The following is a 22,186-nucleotide window of genomic DNA, read 5'->3' on the forward strand; positions in this document are numbered from 1 at the left end:
GTGGCGGCCGCCTGATTCGATTCCCTTTCATCGCGCGGCGGCCGCAGCGCGCCACGCGACACCGGAGTGCCGATGAGCGTCATCGTTTATGGCATCAAGAACTGCGACACCGTCCAGCGCGCGCTGCAGGCGCTCGATGCGGCCGGCATCGCCTACCAATTCCATGACTTCAAGAAAGAGGGCCTGGACGCTGCCACAGCGCAGCGCTGGATCGACGCCCTCGGCGTCGATGTCGTGGTCAACCGCAAGGGCACGACCTGGCGCAAGCTCGACGAGCCCACCCGCAACGGGTTGACGGCCGCGTCGGCGGCCGCGCTGCTGGTGCGCGAACCGTCGCTGGTGAAGCGGCCGGTGATCGTGCATCGCGCAGGTATCACGATCGGCTTTGCCAAGGGCGACGAGGCCGCCGTGATCGATGCTGTCCGCGCTGGTGCCGGCTGACCGCAGTGATGATGCGAGGCGCGCTGCCTCGCGCCTTTATCAATAGAAAGTCACACTGCTGATTCTGGAATAATCGAACGATGTCCCAGCCTCTCCAATTCGCGCTGGCCCAGATCAATCTCTGGGTCGGCGATATCGACGGCAACGTCGACAAGATCGTCCGTGCTGCGACTCGGGCGCGTGACGAACTGCAGGCCGACCTGATCGCCTGCCCCGAGCTGGCCTTGGTCGGCTATCCGCCGGATGACCTGCTGCTGCGCACCGCACTGCCGCAGGCGATCGCCGCCGGCGTCGAACGGCTGCTGGCCGAGGTCCACGGCATCACGCTGGTCGTGGGTTTGCCCGAATACGCCGACGGCGCGCTCTACAACGCAGCGCTGGTGATCCGCGACGGCGCCGTGATCGCCAGCAGCCGCAAGCAGTTGCTGCCCAACTACGGCGTGTTCGACGAGAAGCGTCATTTCACGCCCGGCAGCCGGACCACGGTGTTCGACTTGCGCGGCCTGCGCGTCGGTCTGTGCATCTGCGAGGACGTCTGGGGGCCGGGGCCGGCCGCACAGGCGCGTGCAGCGGGTGCGCAGGTGCTGATCAACATCAATGCTTCGCCGTTCGAGATCGACAAGGCGGCGGGGCGACTGCAGGTGCTGCGCGAGCGTGTCGCCGAAACCGGCCTGCCGGTGCTGTACGTGAATCTGGTCGGCGGTCAGGACGATCTGGTGTTCGACGGCGGATCGATGGCCGTCAACGCCGATGGCGAACTCGGCTTTGCCGCGCCGCAGTTCGTCGAAGAGGTCTACCCGGTGCACTTCGACGGCCAGCGCTTCAGCGGCGTGTCGGCGCCGGCTTCCGGTGAAGAAGCGCAGGTGTATGCGGCGCTGGTGCAGGCCACGCGCGACTACGTCGATCGCAATGGCTTTCCTGGCGCGCTGGTCGGCTTGTCCGGCGGCATCGACAGCGCGCTGATCGCGGCGATCGCTGCCGACGCGCTGGGCCCCGACCGGGTCTGGGCGGTGTCGCTGCCGTCGCGCTACACCGCCGATATGTCCAATGACGATGCGCGGATCGAGGCCGAGGCACTCGGCATCCGCTATTCGGTGATTCCGATCGAGAATGCGTTCCAGGCGTTCGACGGCTTGCTGGCGCCGAGCTTTGCCGGACGCGCACCCGATCTGACCGAAGAAAACCTGCAGTCGCGCTGCCGCGGCGTGCTGCTGATGGCGCTGTCGAACAAGTTCGGCCACGTGGTGCTGACCACCGGCAACAAGAGCGAGATGGCGGTCGGCTACGCCACGCTCTACGGCGACATGTGCGGCGGTTTTGCGCCGATCAAAGATGTCTACAAGACGCTGGTCTACCGGCTTGCGCGCTACCGCAACACGCTCAGCGCCGTGATTCCGGAGCGCGTCATCACGCGCGAGCCGACCGCCGAATTGCGCAATGATCAGAAGGACTCGGATTCGCTGCCGCCATACGACGTGCTCGATCCGATTTTGCGGGCTTACGTCGAGGGATCACGCTCGATCCCCGAGATCGTCGCAATGGGTTTTGATGAGGCGACCGTCCGGCGCGTCGCCGGCCTGGTGCGGCGCTCCGAGTACAAGCGCCGTCAGGCACCGCCGGGGCCCAAGGTCACGCATCGGGCGTTTGGTCGCGAACGACGCTATCCGCTGACCGCGCAGTACGGCGATTTGTAGCCACCGGTCGCGGCCGATCTGACGTTGTCAGCGGCGCCTCGCGTGTCCGCCGCTGCCGCGGCGGTGCCGGTTCAGGGCGTCGCGGCGGGTTCGGCGTTGGCGGGCGCGGCCTCAGCCGCCGGCGCGGCGGGTTCCGCGGCCGGCGCTGCTGCATCGGGGCTCATGCCGCTGCTCGGCGGCTTGGGCGCGTCGGCGGCATCGCGGCGCAGCAGGCGATCCAGCCACGACGGGCTGCTCTCGCCACCCGGGAAGCCCGCCACATCCTGCGATCCAGCGGCAGGCTGGCCGGCCAGCAAGCGCGCGGCATCGTCAGCCTGCTGCTTGAGTCCGGCCTTGCGGTAGCTTTGTTCCATCAGTTCCAGCGCGCGGTAAGTCGCGGGCGCCCCGGGATATTGGGCGATGATCTGCTCGGCGCGCTTGGCAGCGGCCACATAGGCGCCGCGATCGGTGTAGAACTCGACCACGCCCAGCTCGTGCTCGGCGATCACGTTGCGCAGGTAGATCATCCGCTTGCGCGCATCGCCGACGTAACGGCTGGTCGGATGCTTCTGCACCAGCAGCGCAAAGTCATCGAACGCGCGGCGGTAGTTCGATACGTCGCCCTTGGATGCATTGCTGCCGAACATGCTGCTGAACGACGGATCGCGGTTGAAGTTCACCAAGCCGCGGATGTACTGCACGTAGTCGATCGCAGCGTTGCGCGGGTGCTCGCGCTGGAAGCGGTCGATTGCCGACAGCGCCCGGTCGGCGTCATAGCCGCGGTACAACGCGTAGATCGCTTCGACTTCACCCTGCGTGGCGAAGTCGGTGAACGGATAGCGCTTCGACAGCAGGTCGTAGCGCTGCACGGCGTCGTCGAAGTCGCTCTGGTCCAGGCTCTTGCGTGCCAGGCTGTACAATGCGGCCGCTTCGGCACGCAGCTCGCGGTCACTCTTCTCCTGGTTTGCGAAGGCATCGTCCTTCTTCTTCCCGTTGGAACAAGCGGCGCCCGACAGGACGAATGCGGCGGCCAATGCCGCTGCCAGAAGACGCTGGAGATTCATCATGCGCGGAAGGAAGACGAGAGAAATGCTGGAAGGAGAGCCGCCATGCGGTCGATACGAAGCCAAACCAAACAGCCCGCGTGATGCGGCGGCAGCGGAGTATAGCCGATGAGCACGGACGCACCGGACGAACTGGAAGACCTCGAATCGGGTGCCTCGGTTCCGTCGTCGGAGACGCTGGCCCTGGTGCCGGCGGAGCTGGCGGGGCAGCGGCTCGACGCGGTAGCCGCCAAGTTATTCCCCGATCATTCGCGGTCACGGCTCAAGACCTGGATCGAAGAAGGCAGCTTGTGGGTCAATGGCGCGCCGGTGGCGCGCGGCCGTGACCCGGTCCGCGAGGGCGATCAGCTCGACCTGCGCGCCGATGTGCCCGAAGCCAACACCGATGTGCAGCCGCAGAACATCCCGATCGACGTCGTCTATGCCGACGACGCGATCGCGATCATCCGCAAGCCGGCTGGGCTGACCGTCCACCCCGGTGCCGGGCAGAAGGCCAGCACGCTGCAGAACGCGCTGCTGCACCATTTCCCGCAGACCGCGTCGGTGCCGCGCGCCGGCATCGTCCACCGGCTCGACAAGGACACCTCGGGCCTGCTGGTCGTGGCGCTGACGCCAACGGCTCATACGCACCTGGTCGACGCCATCGCCCAGCGCGACGTGGCGCGCGAGTACGACGCGCTGATCACCGGCACGATCGTGGCCGGCAGCACGATCGATCTGCCGATCGGCCGTCACCCGCGCGATCGCTTGCGGATGGCGGTCAACACCGCCGGGCGGCGCGCGGTTACGCACTACCGCGTGCAGGAGCGCTTCAAGCACCACACGCTGTTGCGTGTGAAGCTCGAAACTGGCCGCACGCACCAGATCCGCGTGCATCTGTCGCACGTGAAGTGGCCGATCGTCGGCGATGCGCTGTATGGCGGCCGGGTCGCGCGCGGCGTCGGTATGAGCTTGCGGCTGCGCGAAGCGCTGTTGGCGTTTCCGCGCCAGGCGCTGCACGCGCGCCACCTGGAGCTGGAGCACCCGGTGACCGGCGAGATGATGAGCTTTACGGCCGAGCCACCCGAAGACTTCCAGGCATTGTTGCGTCTGTTGCGCGACGAGCAGCCGCAGGCGCTTTGAGTGAAATGGATCGGGATGATCGCGTCCCGCCGCGTTCGGCGGCTGTAAACCTTATCTAAATCAAATGCCTGAGAGATGCTAAGAGTTTCCTAAGGACTTCCCCCGCAGTGCTCGCGACGATGCGCCACTGACAGGCGCCCGTAGGTGAGGTGTCGCTGTCGTTCGCGCACACCACGGAGCATCGTCATGGCAGTCAAGCGGGTTTCCCGGCAACGGTTGGTTTCCGGTCTTTTGGGCGGTGTCCTGACCTTGCTGCTGACGGCTTGCGACACGCCCACGCGCGTCGCCGATGCGGCGGGTGCCGCCGGTCCGGTGCTCGACAACGTCAATGGCACGCTCAACGGCAGCGAGCGGATCGATCCGCCCAAGCCGCCGCTGGTGCCGCAGCGCGGCGCCGGTGAAGTCGCTGGCCGTCACATCGCGCTGGGGCGTCTTGCCGATGCTCAGGTCGTCGTCAGCCCGGCCGACCAGCTCGAGACGATCGTCGCCCGCGGTACCAGCGATACGGCTGGCCGCTTTTCGCTGAATTTCGAAGCCGGTACCGAAAACTTCGACAGCCAGTACCTGCTGGTGCGCGTGATCGGCGGTTCCGATCTGGATGCCGACGGTGACGGCACGGCCGATACGTCCGGCACTCCGAACCAGGGCGAATGGCGCCTGCTGATTCTCGGCCGTGAACTGCGCGAGAAGTCGGTGTCGGTGACCGTGCTCAGCGACGCGGCCTTCCGCGCGGTCTATCCGTTCCTGGCGACCTTGCCGCCGTCATCGATCCGCTACGCACTCGACGAGTTCGCCTACGCTGTGCTCAAGGATGACATCGACGGCGATGGTTTCATCTCGTACGCCGACGTCGTCGCGTTCAACCCGAATCGCGCCGGCGACCGCGCCAAGCTCGAAATTCGCTACGACGATGTCTACGTTGCCGACGGCAGCGGTCAGCGTCTGATCGACCACTACCACGCCAATCGCCTGGGCGACATCAGCCGTCGCGTGTCGGAGATTTTTTCCGGCTACCTGCTGATGGATCTGCCGGACCCGAAGACCATCGCCAAGGCCTTTGCGACGGTCACCGTGCGCACCACGGGCGGTGGCCGAGTCACCAGCCCGCAGCAGCGCCGGATCGACGTCAGCGACGAAAAGCCCGAAATCCGGTTGACGTTTGACCGCGAAATCGCGACGCCGCCGTTCCAGCTCGTTGCCACGCCGGATGCCGACTTCCGCTTCAGCCGCTGGGTCGGCTGCCCGCAGGTCAATGCCGACGGCTCGTGCACGGTGGACATCTCCACGCTGAAGGAACAACTGGTGTCCGCTCAGTTTTTGCTGAGCGAGAACCAGCTCAATCCGAATGCCGGCCTGGGCAAGGAAGTCGTGCTGCCCGACGCACCCGGCGTGTTCGGTGTGTCGATGACCGGCTTTGAGCCGGCCGAGGCTGTGCCGCTGACCCAGGCAGCGCTGGCCGATGCTGCTGCTGCGCGCCCGGTCGCCGCCAAAACCGCGCGCACCGGCCGCATCGTGCTCAGCACCACGCTCGACGGTACGCCGCAGAGCGCATCGATGCGCGCGGTGATCGACCGCATTGCGGTCAACGACCTGGTCGACACCGGCATCATGGACACGCCGCTGGTGCGTGTGAACCGCATCGTGTCGCCGCCGACGGCGATCGGCTCGCTGTTCTATCGCGCCGTCTACGAAGTCACCGAGATGACGCTGCTGGAGGCGTACGGACAGTTCTCCGCCGAAGCCCCCGACACCGAGATCGGTCTCGATGACCTGACCGGCGTCAGCTACCAGGACGTCGATGCTGCCGACCAGTTGGTCACACTCGAACTGCCGGCCCGCGTGACGCGCTCGTTCATCCCCGGCCCGAATCCATCCGGCAGCGACCAGCCGCTGGGCCTGTGCCCGAAAGATCAGGTCTACGAGGAAATCTTTGCCCTCGAACCGACGTCCGACGGCCGTCCTGTGGTGCTGTGCATTCCCGAAAACGTGCCGCCCCTGGCAGCCGACGAGAACTGCGGCAGCGGCCAGACCGCGATCGAAGTGCTCGACGGCCGCCGCTACTGCGTGGCCAGCAGCGCCGTTGGCAATGCGCGCCCCGAATCGGGCACCGCGGGCAAGCCGTCGAACACGCTGCTGATCGGTGTTGATCCGTCGCCGGCCGTGTCGCTGGCACGACGCCAGCCGGCTCGCGAGGTCTTCCTCGCCGGCTACGGCCGCGCCTTCGACCTCGGCAACAACATGTACCTGACCAAGGCGCCGCAAGACGGCGGCCTGGCCATCGTCGAAGCGACGCGCACGATGCCGGTCTACGACCGCGCCGAAGCGCAGCGCCTGCAGCAGACCACCTGCGAGCTCAATCCGTATGCCGAAGGCTGCCAGGCCTGGGGCAATGGACCGACACCGCTGCTGTCGGCGCGTACTGCGTCGCGCAGCGGCTTCGACATCTTCCCGTCCGGCTTCGGCTTTGACCTGGGCACCGAGAACCTGAAGGCCGAGATCGGCTTGCAGCTCAACCTCAACGCCCGCGCCACCGGCAACTTCAACTACAAGCTGTTCTCGTTCAACCCGTACGTGCGCGCCAATACCAGCGGCTTCCTGCGGATCACGCCGAGCGTCGAGGTCAATCTCGTCGCCGAACTGGGTCGGGTCTGGGGCGCTGACGGGCGTACCGCCGATGACGAGGACAACCCCTCGGCGACGCTCGAGCGCAGTCTGTTCTCGTTCGACTACGCAACCAAGGCGGGCGGCGCGGCGGCGATCTTCACCGGCGAGCTGCGCAGCTCGATGGGCGTCGAGGTTAAGGGCACCGCGCAGCTGCAGAACAAGCTGCGTCTGCCGATCATCGTCAGCTGGGACGGCAACGCCAACATCAGCTTGTTCGGCAGCAAGGACATCAGCCTCGCGGTCGTGCCCGAGCTGCAGTTCACCTACGTGCTGACCGGCGAAGCCAACCTGACGGTCGAGCCCTTCCTTGAATTCGCCGTCATCAACGGGCTGCGCGCCGTGGCGCCGGAACTGACCAAGGTCAGCCTGCGCGGCTTCGTCCAGGGCGAGATGATCCTGGCCGGACCGACGCTGAGCATCACCAACGAGCCCGAGCAGCGCGCGATCCAGGAAAACAAAACCGTCTGCCTCGATGGCGAAGGCGGGCTGGCGTTCAACGCCTACTACGGCCTGCGCTCCGAACTGGAGATCACGACGCGCGATCAGCCGGTCGACGACATCGTGTCGTTCTCGCGGACTCACCAGATCGGCGAATGGAAGTGGAAGTTCGCGTCCTACGGCTGGGACTTCAAGTTCAGCGAAGGCAAGCTGGCGGAGCCGGCGAGCGAGTCCAACGGCTTCTCGGTGACCAACGTCGCCGACGAACCCGAGCCCTGCACCGGCGGCCTGCGTCCGGAGAACGAGGACTACACCGCCAACACCGGTGACCTGCAGTTGCGCGACAACGCATTCGTCGCCACCGCGACCCGTCAGCTGGTCATGCAGGAAGACGGCAACCTGGTGCTGTACGAGTACGACGGCGAAGCCGGCGAACAAGGCGCGCCGATCTGGGCCACGGGCACCAACGGCACGTTCAACGTCCGCATGGTGTACCAGCGCGACGGCAACCTGGTGCTGTACAACCTGCGCAACGAGCCGATCTGGGCGTCGGGCACGCAGCGCTATCCGAACAGCGAGCTGCGCATCACGGCCGACGACGAACTGCAGATCTACGACAAGGATCGCGAGATCGCCGTCTGGGGCTACGAGCTGACGCAGAAGGCCGGCGCGTTCACGCTCAAGCCGGGTGATTACATCGTCACGCCAAACCGGACGCTGTACATGCAGCGTGACGGCAACCTGGTGCTGTATCGCTTCAACCCGGATCGCAATCGCGATGACCCGGCGCTGTGGGCGTCCAACACGTCCGGCAATTCGGGCGCGGCCGCCGTGTTCCAGGAAGACGGCAATCTGGTGGTCTACGCCGACGGCGGCGATGGACGCGCGCTGTGGGCGAGCAACACCGGTGACCGGGCGCGCGACGGCACGCTGGAACTGACCCGCGACGGCAACCTGGAATTGCGTTCGGCCTCGGGCGAGACCGTGTTCTCGACCAATACGGCGGGTCGCTGATGCGCCGCCCGACCGTCTCATCCCGCCGACCGGAGTTCCGAATGAAGCTTGTTTCCGGGGTGCGCCCCCTCGTCGTGGCCGCGTGGTCCATCGCGGCAACCCTCTCGACGCTGTCGACCGCTGCGACGGCGGCGACCGCGCAGCAGGCGCAGACCCGGCTGCAGATCAATCTGCGTGAGGCGCCGGATCTGGCCAGCCGTATCGTCGCCGTGATGCCGCAGGGCGGCACGCTGGAGGTGCTGCAGTGGCAGGGTGACTTCGTCCGCGTGCGCCGCGCCGATGGCGTCGAAGGCTATCTGAAGCACAAGTATTTGGTTGGCGCGACGCCGCCGGTCGCCACGGCGGCTGCGCCAGCCGCCGCCGAGCCGGTCGTCCCGTCGACGGCTGCGACCCCGGCTCCTGCTGCAGCGGTGGCGACCGCACCGGCTGCGGCTCCGGCCCCGACCGCTGCCCGCTCGAGCACGGCGGCCGCGGCACGCTGGACGATGCAGGTCAGTGCCGGCTCGTTCTTCAGCGGTCGGTCCGACGGCAAGGTCAGCGCCGATCTGGCGCAGGACGTTCCGGGCGCCTCGATTCGCGATCTCGACCAGCAGATGCCGTACGCCAACGTCCGCTTCAGCTACTGGGTGGCGCCGTCATTCGGCGTCGAACTCGGCTATCTGATTCTCAAGCCGCTGGACTTCAGCCTGCAGGCCGATGACCCGGAGCGCGATGTCGAGGCACTGAAGGATTCGCTGGATCGCAACCTGCCGGTGACCGGCCCCGGCATTACGCTGGCGCTGAAGACGCAAAAAGCCTGGGACCGGTGGCGCATCGAGGGTCGCGCCGGTGCCTGGTTCGGCTTGCGCAACGACGTGTCGTTCTTCGTCGATGACGACAAGGTTCGCCAGGCCGACGAGCGCGTCGCCGGGCTGCTGGGCGTCAGCGGGCACTACCGGCTGCACCCGCACTGGGATCTAGGCCTGGAGCTGACCGGAATGCACGCCGACCACACGGTCGGCGGTGCCGGCCTGGTGCTGACGTTCACCCCATAGTCGGTCGTTGCGGGCCGGCATCGACGGCCCGCAACCGGTTGCTGCCTACAGCGGCAACAGCGCGCCCAGGCCTTCGGCCGCGATGAAGTCTTCCATCGGCCGCGGCGGCAGCCGCGAGTCGGGGCGGCTCATCGCCACGACGTGGCCGATGCCGTAGTCACGCGCAGCGCGCAGCACCGGCAGGCTGTCGTCGGCAAACAGTGCGCGCGACGGATCGAACGGATGCTGTGACTGCAGTGCCTGCCAGAAGCGCGGGTCTTCTTTGGGCGCGCCGTAATCGTGCGACGAGATGATCGCGTCGAACATCGGCGTCAGCTGTACTTGTTCGAGCTTGACCTGCCAGCTGTCCGGATGCGCATTGGTCACCAGCCACAGCGCGCGCCCCGAGGCTTTGACCGCGTGCAGAAACTCCAGGCTGCCGCCGATGAAGGTGACGCGCTCGCGCACTTCTTCCTTGAGCTGGCGCAGGTTCAGGCCGGTGACGCGGCTCCAGTGGTCGGTGCAGTACCAGGGCAGCGTGTGCTCGATCGCGCGGAATTGCGGCAGCAGTTCGGCAAGCCCGGCTTCCAGGCTCAGGCCGCGCCGCTGCGAATAGCGCTGCGGCACCAGCTCCATCCAGAAGTAATTGTCGAAAGCCAGGTCGAGGATCGTGCCGTCCATGTCGAGCAGCACATGGTCGATGCCGGCCCAGTCGAGGCGCGGTGCAGGGGAGGGCGTGGTCATCGCCGTATCATAAGGCCTGCCATCGAACGGGTCGGACTATGAAAGCAGTGGATCTGCTGCAAGCGGTGCTGGATATCGCCGTCGAGGCGGGGCGTCGCATCATGGACGTCCGCGGCTCGGCAGATGTCGGCATCACCGAGAAGGCCGATCACTCGCCGCTGACGCGGGCCGACATGGCCGCACACCAATACATCGCCAGCACCCTGGCGGCGCTGACGCCGACGATTCCGCTGCTGTCGGAAGAAGATGCCGATATCGACTTTGCGGTGCGCCGGCTGTGGTCGCGCTACTGGCTGGTCGATCCGCTTGACGGCACCAAGGAGTTCATCGGCGGCAATGCCGATTTCACGGTCAACATCGCGCTGATCGAAGATGGCTACCCGGTGCTCGGCGTGATCGTGGCGCCGGCGCTGGGCCTGCAGTATTTCGCGGCGCAGGGCGGCGGCGCATTCCAGATCCGCGACGGCCGGCTGTCGGTGCTGCACACGCGGCCCGTGCCGGCGCGGCCGGTGTACGTGGTCAGCCGCTCGCACCGCAATCCGGAGCTGGAAGCGTTCCTGGCTGCTGCGCCCGACCACGAAGCCCGCAGCCGCGGATCGTCGCTGAAGTTCTGCCAGATCGCCTCTGGTGAGGCGGACCTGTATCCGCGCACCGGGCCGACGTCGGAATGGGATACCGCGGCGGGCCAGTGCATCGCCGAGCAGGCTGGCGCGCTGGTGCTGCGGCTGCCCGACCTGTCGCGGCTGCGCTACAACCAGAAAGCTTCGCTGCTCAATCCGCTGTTTGCGGTCATTGGCGACAGTGACCACGACTGGAAGCCACTGCTGGCGACGATCACCGCGTGACCCTCGATGCCCTGTGGCGCGAGCTGGGCATCGACCCGGCGACGCTGCAACAACGTGGTGTGCGCATGGTCCGGCAAGCGCGACAGCTAACGCCGGTCGGCTTGGGCACCGACGGCCGCGACAAGCTGCTGACGCCGGCTGCGGCTCGCGCCTGGTTGGCCATGCGCGAGCAGGCCGCTGCCGACGGCGTCGTGCTGCTGCTGGTATCGGCGTTCCGCAGCGTCGACTATCAGGCTGCGCTGCTGCGGGCGCGGCTGGCGCGAGGCGAGAGCATCGAGCAGGTGCTGCGGATCAACGCCGCGCCGGGCTGCAGCGAGCACCACAGCGGCCGCGCGGTCGACATCGGCGCGCCCGGTTGCGGCGGCCTGGACCCGGCCTTCGACCAGACCGAGGCCTTCGACTGGCTACGTCGCAACGCGGCCCGTCATGGCTACCGGATGAGCTATCCGCCCGGCAATCCGCAGGGCTATGCCTATGAGCCGTGGCACTGGTGCCACCGGCCGCGTCGCTGAAACGGCGCTACACGGTCGGCGTGGCGCCGACGACTCAGATGGAGACTTCGGAAAAGTCGCGCGCTTGCGGATGCGCCAGCGCCGGGCGCGCGATCGTGTCGCGGATCAGCTGGCAGGTTTGCATGCCGGCGCTGCGCGCCGCGTCGAGTTCTTCGCCGATGTCGGACAAAAACAACACTTGCGCACCCGGCAGGCCGATCCGCGACAGGATCGTCCGATATGACGTCGCCTCGCGCTTGCCACCGACCTGCGTGTCGAAGTAGCCCGAAAACAGCGGCCTCAAGTCGCCCGCGTCGCTGTGGCCGAAGATCAGTTGCTGCGCTTCGACCGACCCCGACGAATACACGTACAGCTGCAAGCCCTGCTGATGCCAGCGCTGCAGGTAGACCGGCGTGTCGACGTAGACATGGCCTTTGAGTTCACCGGCCTGATAGCCGGTCTTCCAGATCATGCCTTGCAGCGTCTTCAGCGGCGTGGCCTTGCGGTCCTCGTCAATCCACTGCTCAAGCACACCGGCGGCCTCGTCGATCGACAGGTCCCAGCCGACGACGGCCTCGACGTCGTCGATCAGCGCCTGAACCAAGGGGTCGCCCGCCTGCTCGCGTAAGAACGAGCGCATATGCTGGCGCGCGTACGGAAACAGGCTTTTGTGGACGAACTCGATTGAGGAGGTGGTTCCCTCGATATCGGTGACGATGGCCTTAATCATGTGCTCTCCAAAGCCATCCATGGCGCATCAGTCCGGCCCGGCCCTCCGTGGCCGGACGTTCGTCTGTTTCCGGCTCGCCCTTCAATATCGGTGACGATGGCCTTGATCATGTGCTCTCCAAAGCCATCCATGGCGCATCCGTTTCGATATCGGTGACGATCGCGCGGATCATCGGCTCAGGCCGTGATGTCGTAATGCGGCGCTTCGAGGCGCGGAAAGCGGTCGGCGATCTTGTCGCCGGTGAAGTTGGCAACCCAGCCTTCCGGCGTCGTGAACAAGCGGATCGCCTTCAGGTTCGGGTTGGGGCCCATGTCGAACCAGTGCGTGGTGTGCGCCGGCACGCTGAGCAGATCGCCTTTGACGCAGCGCATCGCGTAGACGTGGCCCTCCTTGCGGATGTTGAACAAGCCTTCGCCTTCAACAAAGAAGCGCACTTCGAAGTCGTCGTGCGTGTGCTCGTGCAGGAACTTGTCGCGCATCGCGTCTTTTTGCGGATGGCTGGCATACAGGCTGATCACGTCGACGCTCTTGAAGCCGTAAGTCTTCATCAGCCGGTCGATCGAATCGCGGTACGCCTCGATCACTTCATCCTGGCTGGCTTGCGTGTCCAGCGGCTGGCTGGCTCCCCAGCGCTCGAAGCCGACGCCGATCTTGTCGAGCGCGCGGCGGATGTCGTCGTAGCCGGTGTGGATCGCGGCCGCCTGCTGGGCCGAACCTTCGGGATAGATGCGCAGCTCACTCATGATTTGCTCTCCAGCTGTCGTTGCTTCAACTCGCACTCGAACATGAACTCCAGGGCTTCGACGCGGTGGCGTGCCTGCGCCACCGAGCTGCCCCAGGCATAAAGGCCGTGCCCGCGGATCAGATACGCCGCCGACGCGTGCTGCTTGATATGGGCATCGACCCGCGCCGCAAGACGGGCGATGTCCTGGTCGTTGTCGAATACCGGAATTTCCACGGCCGCCTCGTGGGTGCTGATACCGGGCAGCAGCTTGAGCAACTCGTAGCCCGCCAGGCGGATCGACGACTCGCGCATCGACAGCACGGTGTTGGCCACCGAATGCGTATGCAGTGCCGCACCGATGCGCTCGTCCATCCGGTACAGCTGGCAATGCAGCAGCGTCTCGTACGAGGCGCGTCCGCCCGGGTTGTCGGGCTTGCCGTCGAAGTCGGCCACCAGGAACGCGTCCGGCGCCAACTCGCCTTTGTGCCAGCCCGACGCCGTGATCAGCATCCGGTCTGACGACAGCCGCGCCGAAAAGTTTCCGCCGGTGGCCGGCACCCAGCCGCGCTGATGGAACAGCGCGCCCGCCGCGATCAGGTCGCGGCTGTGGCGGGCAATCAGGTCGGTGTTCATGGATCGGCGGCTCGGGGGGGCTGGCGAAGGGGCGCGACTGTACGGGAATGACCCAGGGCGTTCAACGCAGCAGCCGACCCTGGCTAGCCTGGCATTTTGCGCAGTGTCGATGAATCTGTCGCGTCGGTTTCAAGGCGATTTGGGCCTGTCGTCATTCCGATCGAGGATCGGCGACAACCTCGCGCCTGCGTTTGTCATCGGCAGGTCATATCGCACTTTTACCGTCGACGACCGCCGAACTGACGGCGTCTACCGGGGAGTGATGCAGATGATCCGTAACAAGAGCGCGCTGGCAACAGCGCTGCTGGCCTTGATGCTGTCCGCCTGTTCGGGCGATGACGGCGCCCCAGGTGCCAAGGGTGCACCGGGTGTTGCGGGTCCGGCTGGGCCCGAGGGTCCTGTCGGGCCGAGCGGCCCCACCGGTTCGACCGGTAGCAACGGCAGTGATGGCGTCGGCGATGTGGTGCTCGATGTCAGCCTGATCGGCCGTTATTCATCCGGCGAGTTCGGCAAGGGCGCCGCCGAGATCGTCGCCCACGACGCCGGCACGCAGCGGCTGTTTGTCATCAATGCGGCCGCCGTCACCGTCGACGTGCTCGACGTGCGCAACCCCGCCGCGCCGCAGAAGGTCGGCACGATTACCGCCACCGGCGGCAGCGCCAACAGTGTGGCCGTGCGTGACGGCATCGTCGCCGTGGCCATCGAAGCCACGCCCAAGACCGATCCGGGCAAGGTGGCCTTCTATAGCGCCGCGACGCTCGACAAGCTGTCCGAAGTCGCTGTCGGCGCGCTGCCCGACATGCTGACGTTCACGCCGAACGGCAATGCCGTGCTGGTCGCCAACGAAGGCGAGCCCAACGCGGGCTATACGATCGATCCGGTGGGCTCGATCAGCGTGATCGACCTGCGTGCCGGTGTCGCCAATCCGACCGTACGCACCGCGGGTTTTGAATCGTTCAACAGCCAGATCGACAGCTTGCGCGCCGCTGGCGTGCGCATCTACGGGCCCAATGCGACCGTTGCCCAGGATCTGGAGCCGGAGTACATCGCAGTAGCCGCCGACAGTCAGTCTGCCTGGGTGGGTTTGCAGGAAGCCAACACCGCGGCCGTGCTCGACCTGCGCGACCTAGCTAACCCGAGCGTCACGCGCCTGCTGCCGCTGGGTTTGAAGGACCATTCGCTGATCGGCAACGAACTGGACGCCAGCGACCGCGATGGCCGCATCAACATTCGCAGCTGGCCGGTCAAGGGCATGTTCCAGCCCGATGCGATCGCCTCGTACCTGTTCAACGGCAAGACCTACTACGTCACGGCCAACGAGGGCGACGATCGCAACGACTTCATCCCCGGTGAAGAAACGCGGCGCGTCAGCGCGCTGGCGCTCGATCCGGCGGTGTTCCCGGATGCGGCCACGCTGCAGCAGAGCGCCAATCTCGGTCGCCTGACCGCGACCACGTTCCAGGTGCCGCGCAACGCCAACAACCAGTTCACCGAGATCCACGTGCTCGGCGGCCGGTCGTTCAGCATCTGGACGGCCGACGGTCAGCGGCTGTTCGACAGCGGCGCCGATTTCGAGCGGATCACGGCGCAGCGCAGCCCGAGCTTCTTCAACGTCAGCAACGACAACAACTCGCTCGAAGACCGCAGCGACAACAAGGGCCCCGAGCCGGAAGGTCTGGCGGTCGGCACGATCGGTGGGCGCACGTTCGCGTTCATCGGCCTGGAGCGCATCGGCGGCGTCATGGTGTACGACATCAGCAACCCGCAGAACGCGCGCTTCGTGCAGTACGTCAATCCGCGCGATTTCACCAAGACGGTGACCGATCCCAGCGTCGGCGATCTGGGTCCCGAAGGCCTGGCCTTCGTGTCGGCCGAAGCCAGCCCCAACGGCAAGCCGCTGCTGGTGATCGGCAATGAGGTCAGCGGCACCACGGCGCTGTTCCAGATCGATTCGGTCGAGCTGAAAAAGCCCTGAGGTCGCCGGGCGGTGATCACGACAGCAGCGGCATTGGGCCGCTGCTGTCGTGCTAGATCAGGAACGTCGCCGCCAGCCCAAGGAAGATGAAGAAGCCCATGCTGTCGGTGATCGCCGTCAGGATCACCGACGAGCCCATGACCGGATCGCGACCAAAGCGCTGCAACAGCAGCGGAATGAATACGCCGGCCAAGGCGGCGACCATCAGCTCCAGAATCGTCGCGCCGGCGATCACCAGGGTCAGCGGCAGGTTGCGATACAGCAGCAGCGTGAACAGACCCAGCGCGCTGCCCCAGACCGCGCCGTTGAGTGCGGCGATCGACAGCTCCTTGGTCAGCATCTTGCGCAGCTGCGCCGCACCGAGCTGGCCCAGCGCCAGTCCCCGAATCACCAGCGCCATCGTCTGATTGCCGGTATTGCCGCCGATACTGGCGACGATCGGCATCAGCACGGCCAGCGCCACCAGCTGCGCAATCGTGTCTTCAAATGCGCCGATCACCCGCGAGGCAACGAACGCCGTCAGCACGTTGAGCCCCAGCCATGGCCAGCGGTTGCGCGCGCTCTGTGTCACCGGCGCAAACAGGTCTTCTTCTTCCGACAAGCCGACCTGGCGCAGGCTTTCCGTGCTGGCGCGCTCCTTGATCTCGTCGACGATGGCGTCGACGGTGATCCGGCCGACAACCTGGTTGTGCAGGTTCACCACCGGCGCCGACACCAGATCGTATTTCTCGAACGCGGTGACCGCCTCTCGCATCCGGTCGTCGGTGTAGAAGAAGATCGTGTCGCGCGTCATCTCGGCAGCGACTTCCGATTCCGGGTCGGCCAGCAGCAGTCGTGTCAGCGACAGCAAGCCGCGCAACTGGTTGCCGCGGTCAACGACGAACAACTGGTTGGTGTGCGGTGGCAGCGTCTTGCGTCGACGCAGCAGACGCAGCACGGCCTCCAGCGAGGCGTCTTCGCGGACCGCGACGAAGTCCAGGTCCATCAGCGAGCCGACCGAATCTTCGGGAAACGACAGCATCGACCGCACTTCGGCCTGGTCGGCATTGTCGAGCCGCTGCAACACTTCCTGGCCGATATCGTCGGGCAGGCTGCCGACCAAGTCGGCGATGTCGTCGGAGTCCAGTGGCGCGACCACGGCCGCGATGTCGTCCGGCGCCATGCCGGCCACCAGCATGCGCCGCACGGCGTCCGAGGTTTCGAGCAGCACGGCGCCGCGGCGCTCGGGCTTGACCAGCGCCCAAGCCAGATCGCGGGCATCCGGATCCAGGCTTTCGAGCACGAACGCGATGTCGGCGGGGTGAAAGTGCGCCAGCCGGGTTTCCAGAGCGGCTTGATGCTGGCGTGCGACCAGCTGGGCGACCACGTCCTGACGCCGGTTCTCCGACACCGTGCGCTGCATCAGCTCGCGCTCGACCGCCTGGCGCGACAGCAACTCGATGACCTGCGCACGCGCTTGTTCCAGATGCCGGAAATGCTGGCGCTGGGTGCTCGGGTCGGCGAACTCGTTCATGGCGCGATATTACCCTCGGCCGATGTCGATCTCGCATCCGATCGGCGCGGGCAGGTTCGCAGGCAAAAAAAACGCGAGCCGAAGGGCTCGCGTTTTGGGTCCGTAGCAGTGGCGCCGCCGTAGCGACGCTGCACTTACTTGATCTTCGCTTCCTTGAAGATCACGTGCTTGCGCACGATCGGGTCGTACTTCTTGAACTCGAACTTGTCCGGCGTGTTCTTCTTGTTCTTCGTCGTCGTGTAGAAGAACCCGGTTTCGGCGGTCGAGATCAGCTTGATCTTTTCGCGTTCTTTTTTCTTGGCCATGACTTAGCTCCTTAGACCTTCACGCCATTCTTGCGAATGTCGGCGAGCACGACGTCGATGCCCTTCTTGTCGATGATGCGCAGCCCGTGGTTCGACACGCGCAGGCTGATGAACTTCTTCTCGGCCTCGACCCAGAAGCGATGGGTATGCAGGTTCGGCTCAAAACGGCGACGACGCTTGTTGTTCGCGTGGGAGACCGTATTGCCGACCAGCGGCTTCTTGCCGGTGACCTGACAGACTTTGGACATGACACAACCTCATGCAGAAAGGGCGCGATCGGACCCGCAAAAACGCTGGGCGCCGAAAAGGGTCGCGAAAGATACCAGCGAAGATCGAGAGCGGCAAGCCTTTGCGGCGGTTATTTGACCCGGGTCGGGTCGAACAGTGGGTTTTGGATCAAGCCCAGACGGTTGCCGAACGGGTCAGCCACTGCCGCGACCCGGATGCCTTCGCCGACATCGTAGGCCGGCTCCAGCGGCGTGGCGCCCAAGCCGATCAGCCGCGCGTACTCGGCGTCGATGTCGTCGACGCCCCACAGCACCTGGCTGCCGCTGGTGCCCGGTACGCCATCCGGGATCAGGCCCAACTCGAAGCCGCCAATCGAGAATCCGACGTAGAACGGTTCGTCGAAGTACGGCGTGGCGCTGAAGGCCGCGCTGTACCAAGTCTTGGCGGCGGCAAGATCCGGCGCCGGATAGATCGCGGTGCGCAGTCCAAGAATCATCGGCGTGTCGCTCGTTGGTACGTGCAGGGTCGCATCATAGCCAGCCGCGTTCGGCGAACGATACCGGCGCACCGTCGCCGACGACGAAGTGGTCGAGCACGCGCACATCGATCAGTCGCAGCGCTTGCTGCAGCCGCTCGGTCAGCAGCCGGTCGGCGGCCGAAGGCTCGGCGACGCCGCTGGGGTGGTTGTGCGCGAAGATCACCGCCGCTGCCGATAGCTTCAGCGCCGCCTTGACCACCTCGCGCGGGTACACCGCCGCGCTGTCGATCGTGCCGACCGCCAGATGCTCGAACGCGAGCACGCGATGCTGGGTGTCGAGAAACAGCGCAGCGAATACTTCCTGGTCGCGATCACGCAGCTGGGCCTGCAGGAAGCGGCGCACCGTGGCGGGATCGTTCAGCGCCGAGCGTTCGCGGACCTGGCTGTCGAGATGGCGGCGGCTCATCTCGAGCACGGCCTGCAGCTGGGCATATTTGGCGTCGCCCAGGCCCGGTGCCTGGCAGAACGCGCGACGCTCTGCGGCGAGCAAGCCGCGCAGCCCGCCGAAGCGCGTCAGCAGCTCGCGCGCCAGATCCACCGCACTTTTGCCCGGTATGCCGGTGCGCAGGAAGATCGCCAGCAGCTCGGCGTCGGACAGCGCGCCGGCGCCACGTTCCAGCAGCTTTTCGCGAGGCCGTTCGCCGGCCGGCCAGTGGCGGATGCTCATTGCCGTCGATCCCTGGTTTGTGTCGTAGCGTCCCGGTGACGACTGTAGCGACAGGCAAAACAGTAGAATCCGGGCCATGTCACAGACCCACTCCTCGCATGCGCTGGCCGGGCGCCGCATCCTGCTCGGCGTCACCGGCGGCATCGCCGCCTACAAGGCCGCCGACCTCAGTCGCCGGCTGATCGAGGCCGGTGCCGAGCTGCAAGTGGTGATGACGGCCGGTGCCGAGCATTTCATTGGCGCGGCCACGTTCCAGGCGCTGACCGGCAAGCCGGTCCGGCAATCCTTGTGGGACCCGGCTGCCGAAGCGGCGATGGGCCATATCGAGCTGGCGCGCTGGCCCGACCTGATCCTGATCGCGCCGGCCACGGCCAACCTGATCGCCAGTCTCGCGCATGGCGCAGCGGACGACTTGCTGACGACGCTGTGCCTGGCCAGCGACCGGCCGGTCGCGGTCGCGCCGTCAATGAATCGCCTGATGTGGGCGCACCCGGCGACGCAGGCCAATGTGGCGACGCTGGTCGCGCGCGGCGTGCGCGTGCTCGGCCCCGGCGCTGGATTCCAGGCCTGCGGCGAGACCGGCGAAGGTCGCATGCGCGAGCCGCTGCAGATCCGCGACGACGTCGTGTCCTTGCTGGCCGACGGCCCGCTGCGCGGCGTCAAGGCGGTGGTGACCGCCGGCCCGACGCGCGAGCCGCTCGACCCGGTGCGCTTTCTGACCAATCGCAGCTCGGGCAAGCAGGGCTATGCGGTCGCCGCGGCGCTGCGCGACCGCGGTGCCCAGGTGACGCTGATCAGTGGCCCGACGACGCTGCCGACGCCGCCCGGCGTAACGCGCGTCGACGTCGAAACCGCGGCCGACATGCTGCAGGCATCAATGCAGGCCTGCGCCGATGCGCAGCTGTTCGTCGCGGCAGCTGCCGTGGCCGACTATCGCGCGGCCGCGATCGCCGACAGCAAGATCAAGAAGCACAACGCCGAGCTGACGCTGGCGCTGGCCCGCACCGACGACGTGCTGGCGACCGTGCGCCAAGCGTATCCGGCGCTGTTCGTCGTCGGCTTTGCCGCCGAAACCGATGATCTGGAAACCCATGCGCGCGGCAAGCTGCAGCGCAAAGGCTTGGATCTGATCGCCGCCAACTGGGTCGGCCAGGGCCGTGCCTTCGACCAGGACGACAACAGCCTGCAGCTGTTCTGGGACGGCGGTCAGCATGCGATCGGCCATGCCAGCAAGGCGGCCGTGGCGGCCGAACTGGCCGATGTGATCGTCGCACGCCGTGCGAAAAAGCTGTAAACCACTATAAAAGCAAATTTAATGTCACAAAAAATCCAGCTCAAGATTCTTGACCCCCGCCTGGGTCGCGACTTTCCGTTGCCCGGCTATGCCACCGACGGCTCGGCCGGCCTGGACTTGCGCGCGCTGCTGGACGCGCCGCTGCTGCTGTCACCAGGCCAGACCACGTTGATCAAGACCGGCATGGCGATCTACATCGCCGACCCGTCCTTGGCCGCCGTGATCCTGCCGCGCTCGGGCCTGGGCCATAAGCACGGCATCGTGCTCGGCAACCTCGTCGGGCTGATCGACTCCGACTACCAGGGCGAGTTGATGGTCAGCTGCTGGAACCGCGGCGACACCGAGTTCACGATCAACCCCGGCGAGCGCATCGCGCAGCTGGTGCTGGTGCCGGTGGTCCGTGCCGATTTCGAGATGGTCAGCGAGTTCCAGACCAGTGCGCGCGGCACCGGCGGCTTCGGCCACACCGGCCGCCACTGACCGCCGTTCCGTTTTCTCTCTATCTTTTTTTGACCTGCTGCAGACGATGCCGATCGACCTGACCAACGCCCAGACCACCGCCCGCGTCCTGACCGAAGCGCTGCCCTACATCCGTCGCTTCGCCGGCAAGACGCTGGTGGTCAAGTACGGCGGCAATGCGATGAAGGGCGACGACATGATCGCCTCGTTCGCGCGCGACATCGTGCTGATGAAGAAAGTCGGCATGCACCCGATCGTCGTGCACGGCGGCGGGCCGCAGATCGGCGCGCACCTGGAAAAGCTCGGCAAGACCTCGCGTTTCATTGATGGCATGCGCGTCACCGACGACGAGACGATGGACGTCGTCGAGATGATGCTCGGTGGCCTGGTCAACAAGGCCATCGTGTCGGCGATCAACCAGCAGGGCGGGCAAGCGGTTGGCCTGTCGGGCAAGGACGGCGGCTTGATCCGCGCCCGCAAGCTGGTCATCGCCGGTGACGACCTGGGCCAGGTCGGCGAAGTCGACGCGATCGACCCGCGCGTCGTGCAGCATCTGGAAGACGGCGGCTTCATCCCGGTGATCGCGCCGATCGGCGTCGGTGCTCACGGCGAGGCCTACAACATCAACGCCGATCTGGTCGCCGGCAAGCTCGCTTCGGTGCTGCAGGCCGAAAAGCTGATGTTGCTGACCAATATCCCCGGCGTGATGGACAAGGCCGGCAACGTGCTGACCGGACTGACCGTGCCGCAAGTGCAGGCCCTGATCGCCGACGGCACGATCTACGGCGGCATGCTGCCCAAGATCCAGTGCGCGCTCGACGCTGTCGCCAGCGGCGTCAAGAGCGCCGTCATCATCGACGGTCGCCTCGACCACTCGGTGCTGCTCGAACTGTTCACCAACGAAGGCATCGGCACGCTGATCCGCGGCTAGCGTGCCGATGACGGCACGTCAGTCCTTGACGCCGTACTGCGCCTGATAAGCGTTGATCGCGGCGATCGTCGCCGCATCGCCGCCGCTGCGGCTCAAGTGGGCCAGCAGATCGCGCACCGTGACCAGCGGCAGCACGGCGATGCCGGCTTCGGCCGCCAGTTCCTGCACGGCCGAGCGGCCGTTGGGCCCGACTTCCTGGCGGTCGAGCGCGGTCATGGCCGCCACCGTCGTCGCGCCGGCCTGCTGCAACAGCGCGTGCGACTGGCGCAGCGCCGTGCCGGCGGTCAGCACGTCGTCGATGATCACGACGCGACGCCCGTCCACCGGCGCGCCGACCAGCACGCCGCCTTCGCCGTGGTCCTTGGCTTCCTTGCGGTTGTACGCAAACGGCAGATCGCGGCCGCGTTCCGCCAGCGCGCAGGACACCGCCGCGACCAGCGGAATGCCCTTGTAAGCCGGCCCGAAAAGCAAATCGAACTCGATGCCCGAGGCCAGCAGCGCATCGGCATAGGCACCGGCAAGGCGTCGCAGGCTGCTGCCGCTGGCGATCTTGCCGAGGTTGAAGAAGTAGGGGCTGATGCGGCCCGACTTGAGCGTGAACTGGCCGAACTTCAGCACCTCGTGTTCGAGAGCCAGTTCGAGAAATGCGGTCTGATGCGGTTTCATGCAGCGGGTCCGGT

22 protein-coding genes are annotated in these 22,186 nt (G+C 66.3%); 11 read left to right on the top strand and 11 right to left on the bottom strand.

Going from position 1 to position 22,186, the window contains the following annotated elements; translation table 11 throughout:
- Positions 1-72 precede the first annotated feature (72 nt).
- Both BUB09_RS06485 and BUB09_RS06490 read left to right on the top strand, forming a co-directional pair.
- Complete coding sequence (locus BUB09_RS06485; RefSeq protein ID WP_072895821.1) at positions 73-441, top strand: Spx/MgsR family RNA polymerase-binding regulatory protein; 369 nt, start codon at positions 73-75, stop codon at positions 439-441.
- Positions 442-521: 80 nt separating this feature from the next.
- Positions 522-2,135 carry an NAD+ synthase gene (locus BUB09_RS06490; protein ID WP_072895824.1) on the top strand — a complete coding sequence of 538 codons (1,614 nt, stop codon included), beginning with the start codon at positions 522-524 and terminating at the stop codon, positions 2,133-2,135.
- Between the two features lie 71 nt (positions 2,136-2,206).
- Here the strand turns inward: BUB09_RS06490 and BUB09_RS06495 are convergent, their stop codons facing one another.
- A complete protein-coding gene (locus BUB09_RS06495; RefSeq protein ID WP_175550122.1) occupies positions 2,207-3,178 on the bottom strand; it encodes an outer membrane protein assembly factor BamD in 972 nt (323 codons plus the stop codon).
- 108 nt (positions 3,179-3,286) lie between these two features.
- Between BUB09_RS06495 and rluD the strand changes: the two genes are divergently transcribed.
- The 3 genes from rluD (at position 3,287) to BUB09_RS06510 (ending at position 9,450) form a co-directional block, all read left to right on the top strand.
- Positions 3,287-4,300 (top strand): 23S rRNA pseudouridine(1911/1915/1917) synthase RluD, encoded by a 1,014-nt coding sequence (gene rluD / locus BUB09_RS06500; protein WP_072895828.1) that lies wholly within the window; start codon positions 3,287-3,289, stop codon positions 4,298-4,300.
- 186 nt (positions 4,301-4,486) lie between these two features.
- Positions 4,487-8,416 (top strand): hypothetical protein, encoded by a 3,930-nt coding sequence (locus BUB09_RS17160; RefSeq protein ID WP_084083220.1) that lies wholly within the window; start codon positions 4,487-4,489, stop codon positions 8,414-8,416.
- Between the two features lie 41 nt (positions 8,417-8,457).
- A complete protein-coding gene (locus tag BUB09_RS06510; RefSeq protein WP_175550123.1) occupies positions 8,458-9,450 on the top strand; it encodes an SH3 domain-containing protein in 993 nt (330 codons plus the stop codon).
- Between the two features lie 45 nt (positions 9,451-9,495).
- Here the strand turns inward: BUB09_RS06510 and yrfG are convergent, their stop codons facing one another.
- Complete coding sequence (gene yrfG, locus BUB09_RS06515) at positions 9,496-10,173, bottom strand: GMP/IMP nucleotidase (protein ID WP_072895836.1); 678 nt, start codon at positions 10,171-10,173, stop codon at positions 9,496-9,498.
- Positions 10,174-10,211: 38 nt separating this feature from the next.
- On the opposite strand from yrfG, the gene cysQ reads away from it, so the two are divergent.
- Positions 10,212-11,018 carry a 3'(2'),5'-bisphosphate nucleotidase CysQ gene (cysQ, locus tag BUB09_RS06520; RefSeq protein ID WP_072895838.1) on the top strand — a complete coding sequence of 269 codons (807 nt, stop codon included), beginning with the start codon at positions 10,212-10,214 and terminating at the stop codon, positions 11,016-11,018.
- Entirely contained in the window at positions 11,015-11,530 is a 516-nt protein-coding gene (locus BUB09_RS06525) for a M15 family metallopeptidase (RefSeq protein ID WP_072895840.1), read from the top strand. Before cysQ ends, BUB09_RS06525 begins: the two co-directional genes overlap by 4 nt.
- A gap of 34 nt (positions 11,531-11,564) precedes the next feature.
- On the opposite strand, the gene mtnC is transcribed toward BUB09_RS06525, so the two are convergent.
- From mtnC to BUB09_RS06540, 3 genes are all read right to left on the bottom strand, one after another.
- Complete coding sequence (gene mtnC / locus BUB09_RS06530; protein WP_072895843.1) at positions 11,565-12,239, bottom strand: acireductone synthase; 675 nt, start codon at positions 12,237-12,239, stop codon at positions 11,565-11,567.
- A gap of 176 nt (positions 12,240-12,415) precedes the next feature.
- Positions 12,416-12,982, bottom strand: a complete 567-nt coding sequence (locus BUB09_RS06535; RefSeq protein ID WP_072895846.1) for a 1,2-dihydroxy-3-keto-5-methylthiopentene dioxygenase — start codon at positions 12,980-12,982, stop codon at positions 12,416-12,418.
- A complete protein-coding gene (locus BUB09_RS06540; RefSeq protein ID WP_072895849.1) occupies positions 12,979-13,596 on the bottom strand; it encodes a methylthioribulose 1-phosphate dehydratase in 618 nt (205 codons plus the stop codon). Before BUB09_RS06540 ends, BUB09_RS06535 begins: the two co-directional genes overlap by 4 nt.
- Positions 13,597-13,864: 268 nt before the next feature.
- On the opposite strand from BUB09_RS06540, the gene BUB09_RS06545 reads away from it, so the two are divergent.
- Positions 13,865-15,571: a choice-of-anchor I family protein gene (locus BUB09_RS06545; RefSeq protein WP_072896632.1), complete on the top strand. Its 1,707-nt coding sequence runs from the start codon at positions 13,865-13,867 to the stop codon at positions 15,569-15,571.
- A 52-nt stretch (positions 15,572-15,623) separates the two neighbouring features.
- Here the strand turns inward: BUB09_RS06545 and mgtE are convergent, their stop codons facing one another.
- From mgtE to radC, 5 genes are all read right to left on the bottom strand, one after another.
- A complete protein-coding gene (gene mgtE, locus BUB09_RS06550) occupies positions 15,624-17,084 on the bottom strand; it encodes a magnesium transporter (protein ID WP_072895852.1) in 1,461 nt (486 codons plus the stop codon).
- A 134-nt stretch (positions 17,085-17,218) separates the two neighbouring features.
- Entirely contained in the window at positions 17,219-17,389 is a 171-nt protein-coding gene (gene rpmG, locus BUB09_RS06555; RefSeq protein WP_072895854.1) for a 50S ribosomal protein L33, read from the bottom strand.
- An 11-nt stretch (positions 17,390-17,400) separates the two neighbouring features.
- The gene (gene rpmB, locus BUB09_RS06560; protein WP_072895857.1) at positions 17,401-17,637 is read right to left on the bottom strand and encodes a 50S ribosomal protein L28; all 237 of its coding nucleotides are present in this window, start codon (positions 17,635-17,637) and stop codon (positions 17,401-17,403) included.
- A 110-nt stretch (positions 17,638-17,747) separates the two neighbouring features.
- Entirely contained in the window at positions 17,748-18,113 is a 366-nt protein-coding gene (locus tag BUB09_RS06565) for a VOC family protein (RefSeq protein ID WP_072896633.1), read from the bottom strand.
- A 34-nt stretch (positions 18,114-18,147) separates the two neighbouring features.
- Positions 18,148-18,822 (bottom strand): RadC family protein, encoded by a 675-nt coding sequence (gene radC / locus BUB09_RS06570; protein WP_072895859.1) that lies wholly within the window; start codon positions 18,820-18,822, stop codon positions 18,148-18,150.
- Positions 18,823-18,898: 76 nt separating this feature from the next.
- On the opposite strand from radC, the gene coaBC reads away from it, so the two are divergent.
- From coaBC to argB, 3 genes are read left to right on the top strand one after another with little or no spacing between them, the layout of a single operon-like run.
- Positions 18,899-20,116 (top strand): bifunctional phosphopantothenoylcysteine decarboxylase/phosphopantothenate--cysteine ligase CoaBC, encoded by a 1,218-nt coding sequence (gene coaBC / locus BUB09_RS06575; protein WP_072895862.1) that lies wholly within the window; start codon positions 18,899-18,901, stop codon positions 20,114-20,116.
- A gap of 21 nt (positions 20,117-20,137) precedes the next feature.
- Positions 20,138-20,596, top strand: a complete 459-nt coding sequence (gene dut, locus BUB09_RS06580) for a dUTP diphosphatase (RefSeq protein WP_072895865.1) — start codon at positions 20,138-20,140, stop codon at positions 20,594-20,596.
- A gap of 46 nt (positions 20,597-20,642) precedes the next feature.
- On the top strand, positions 20,643-21,506 hold the full coding sequence (gene argB / locus BUB09_RS06585; protein ID WP_072895868.1) for an acetylglutamate kinase: 864 nt from the start codon (positions 20,643-20,645) through the stop codon (positions 21,504-21,506).
- An 18-nt stretch (positions 21,507-21,524) separates the two neighbouring features.
- Here the strand turns inward: argB and pyrE are convergent, their stop codons facing one another.
- A complete protein-coding gene (pyrE, locus tag BUB09_RS06590) occupies positions 21,525-22,172 on the bottom strand; it encodes an orotate phosphoribosyltransferase (RefSeq protein WP_072896635.1) in 648 nt (215 codons plus the stop codon).
- Positions 22,173-22,186 lie beyond the last annotated feature (14 nt).

The sequence above is a fragment of the Hydrocarboniphaga daqingensis genome, from assembly GCF_900129825.1.
Classification (GTDB): domain Bacteria; phylum Pseudomonadota; class Gammaproteobacteria; order Nevskiales; family Nevskiaceae; genus Hydrocarboniphaga; species Hydrocarboniphaga daqingensis.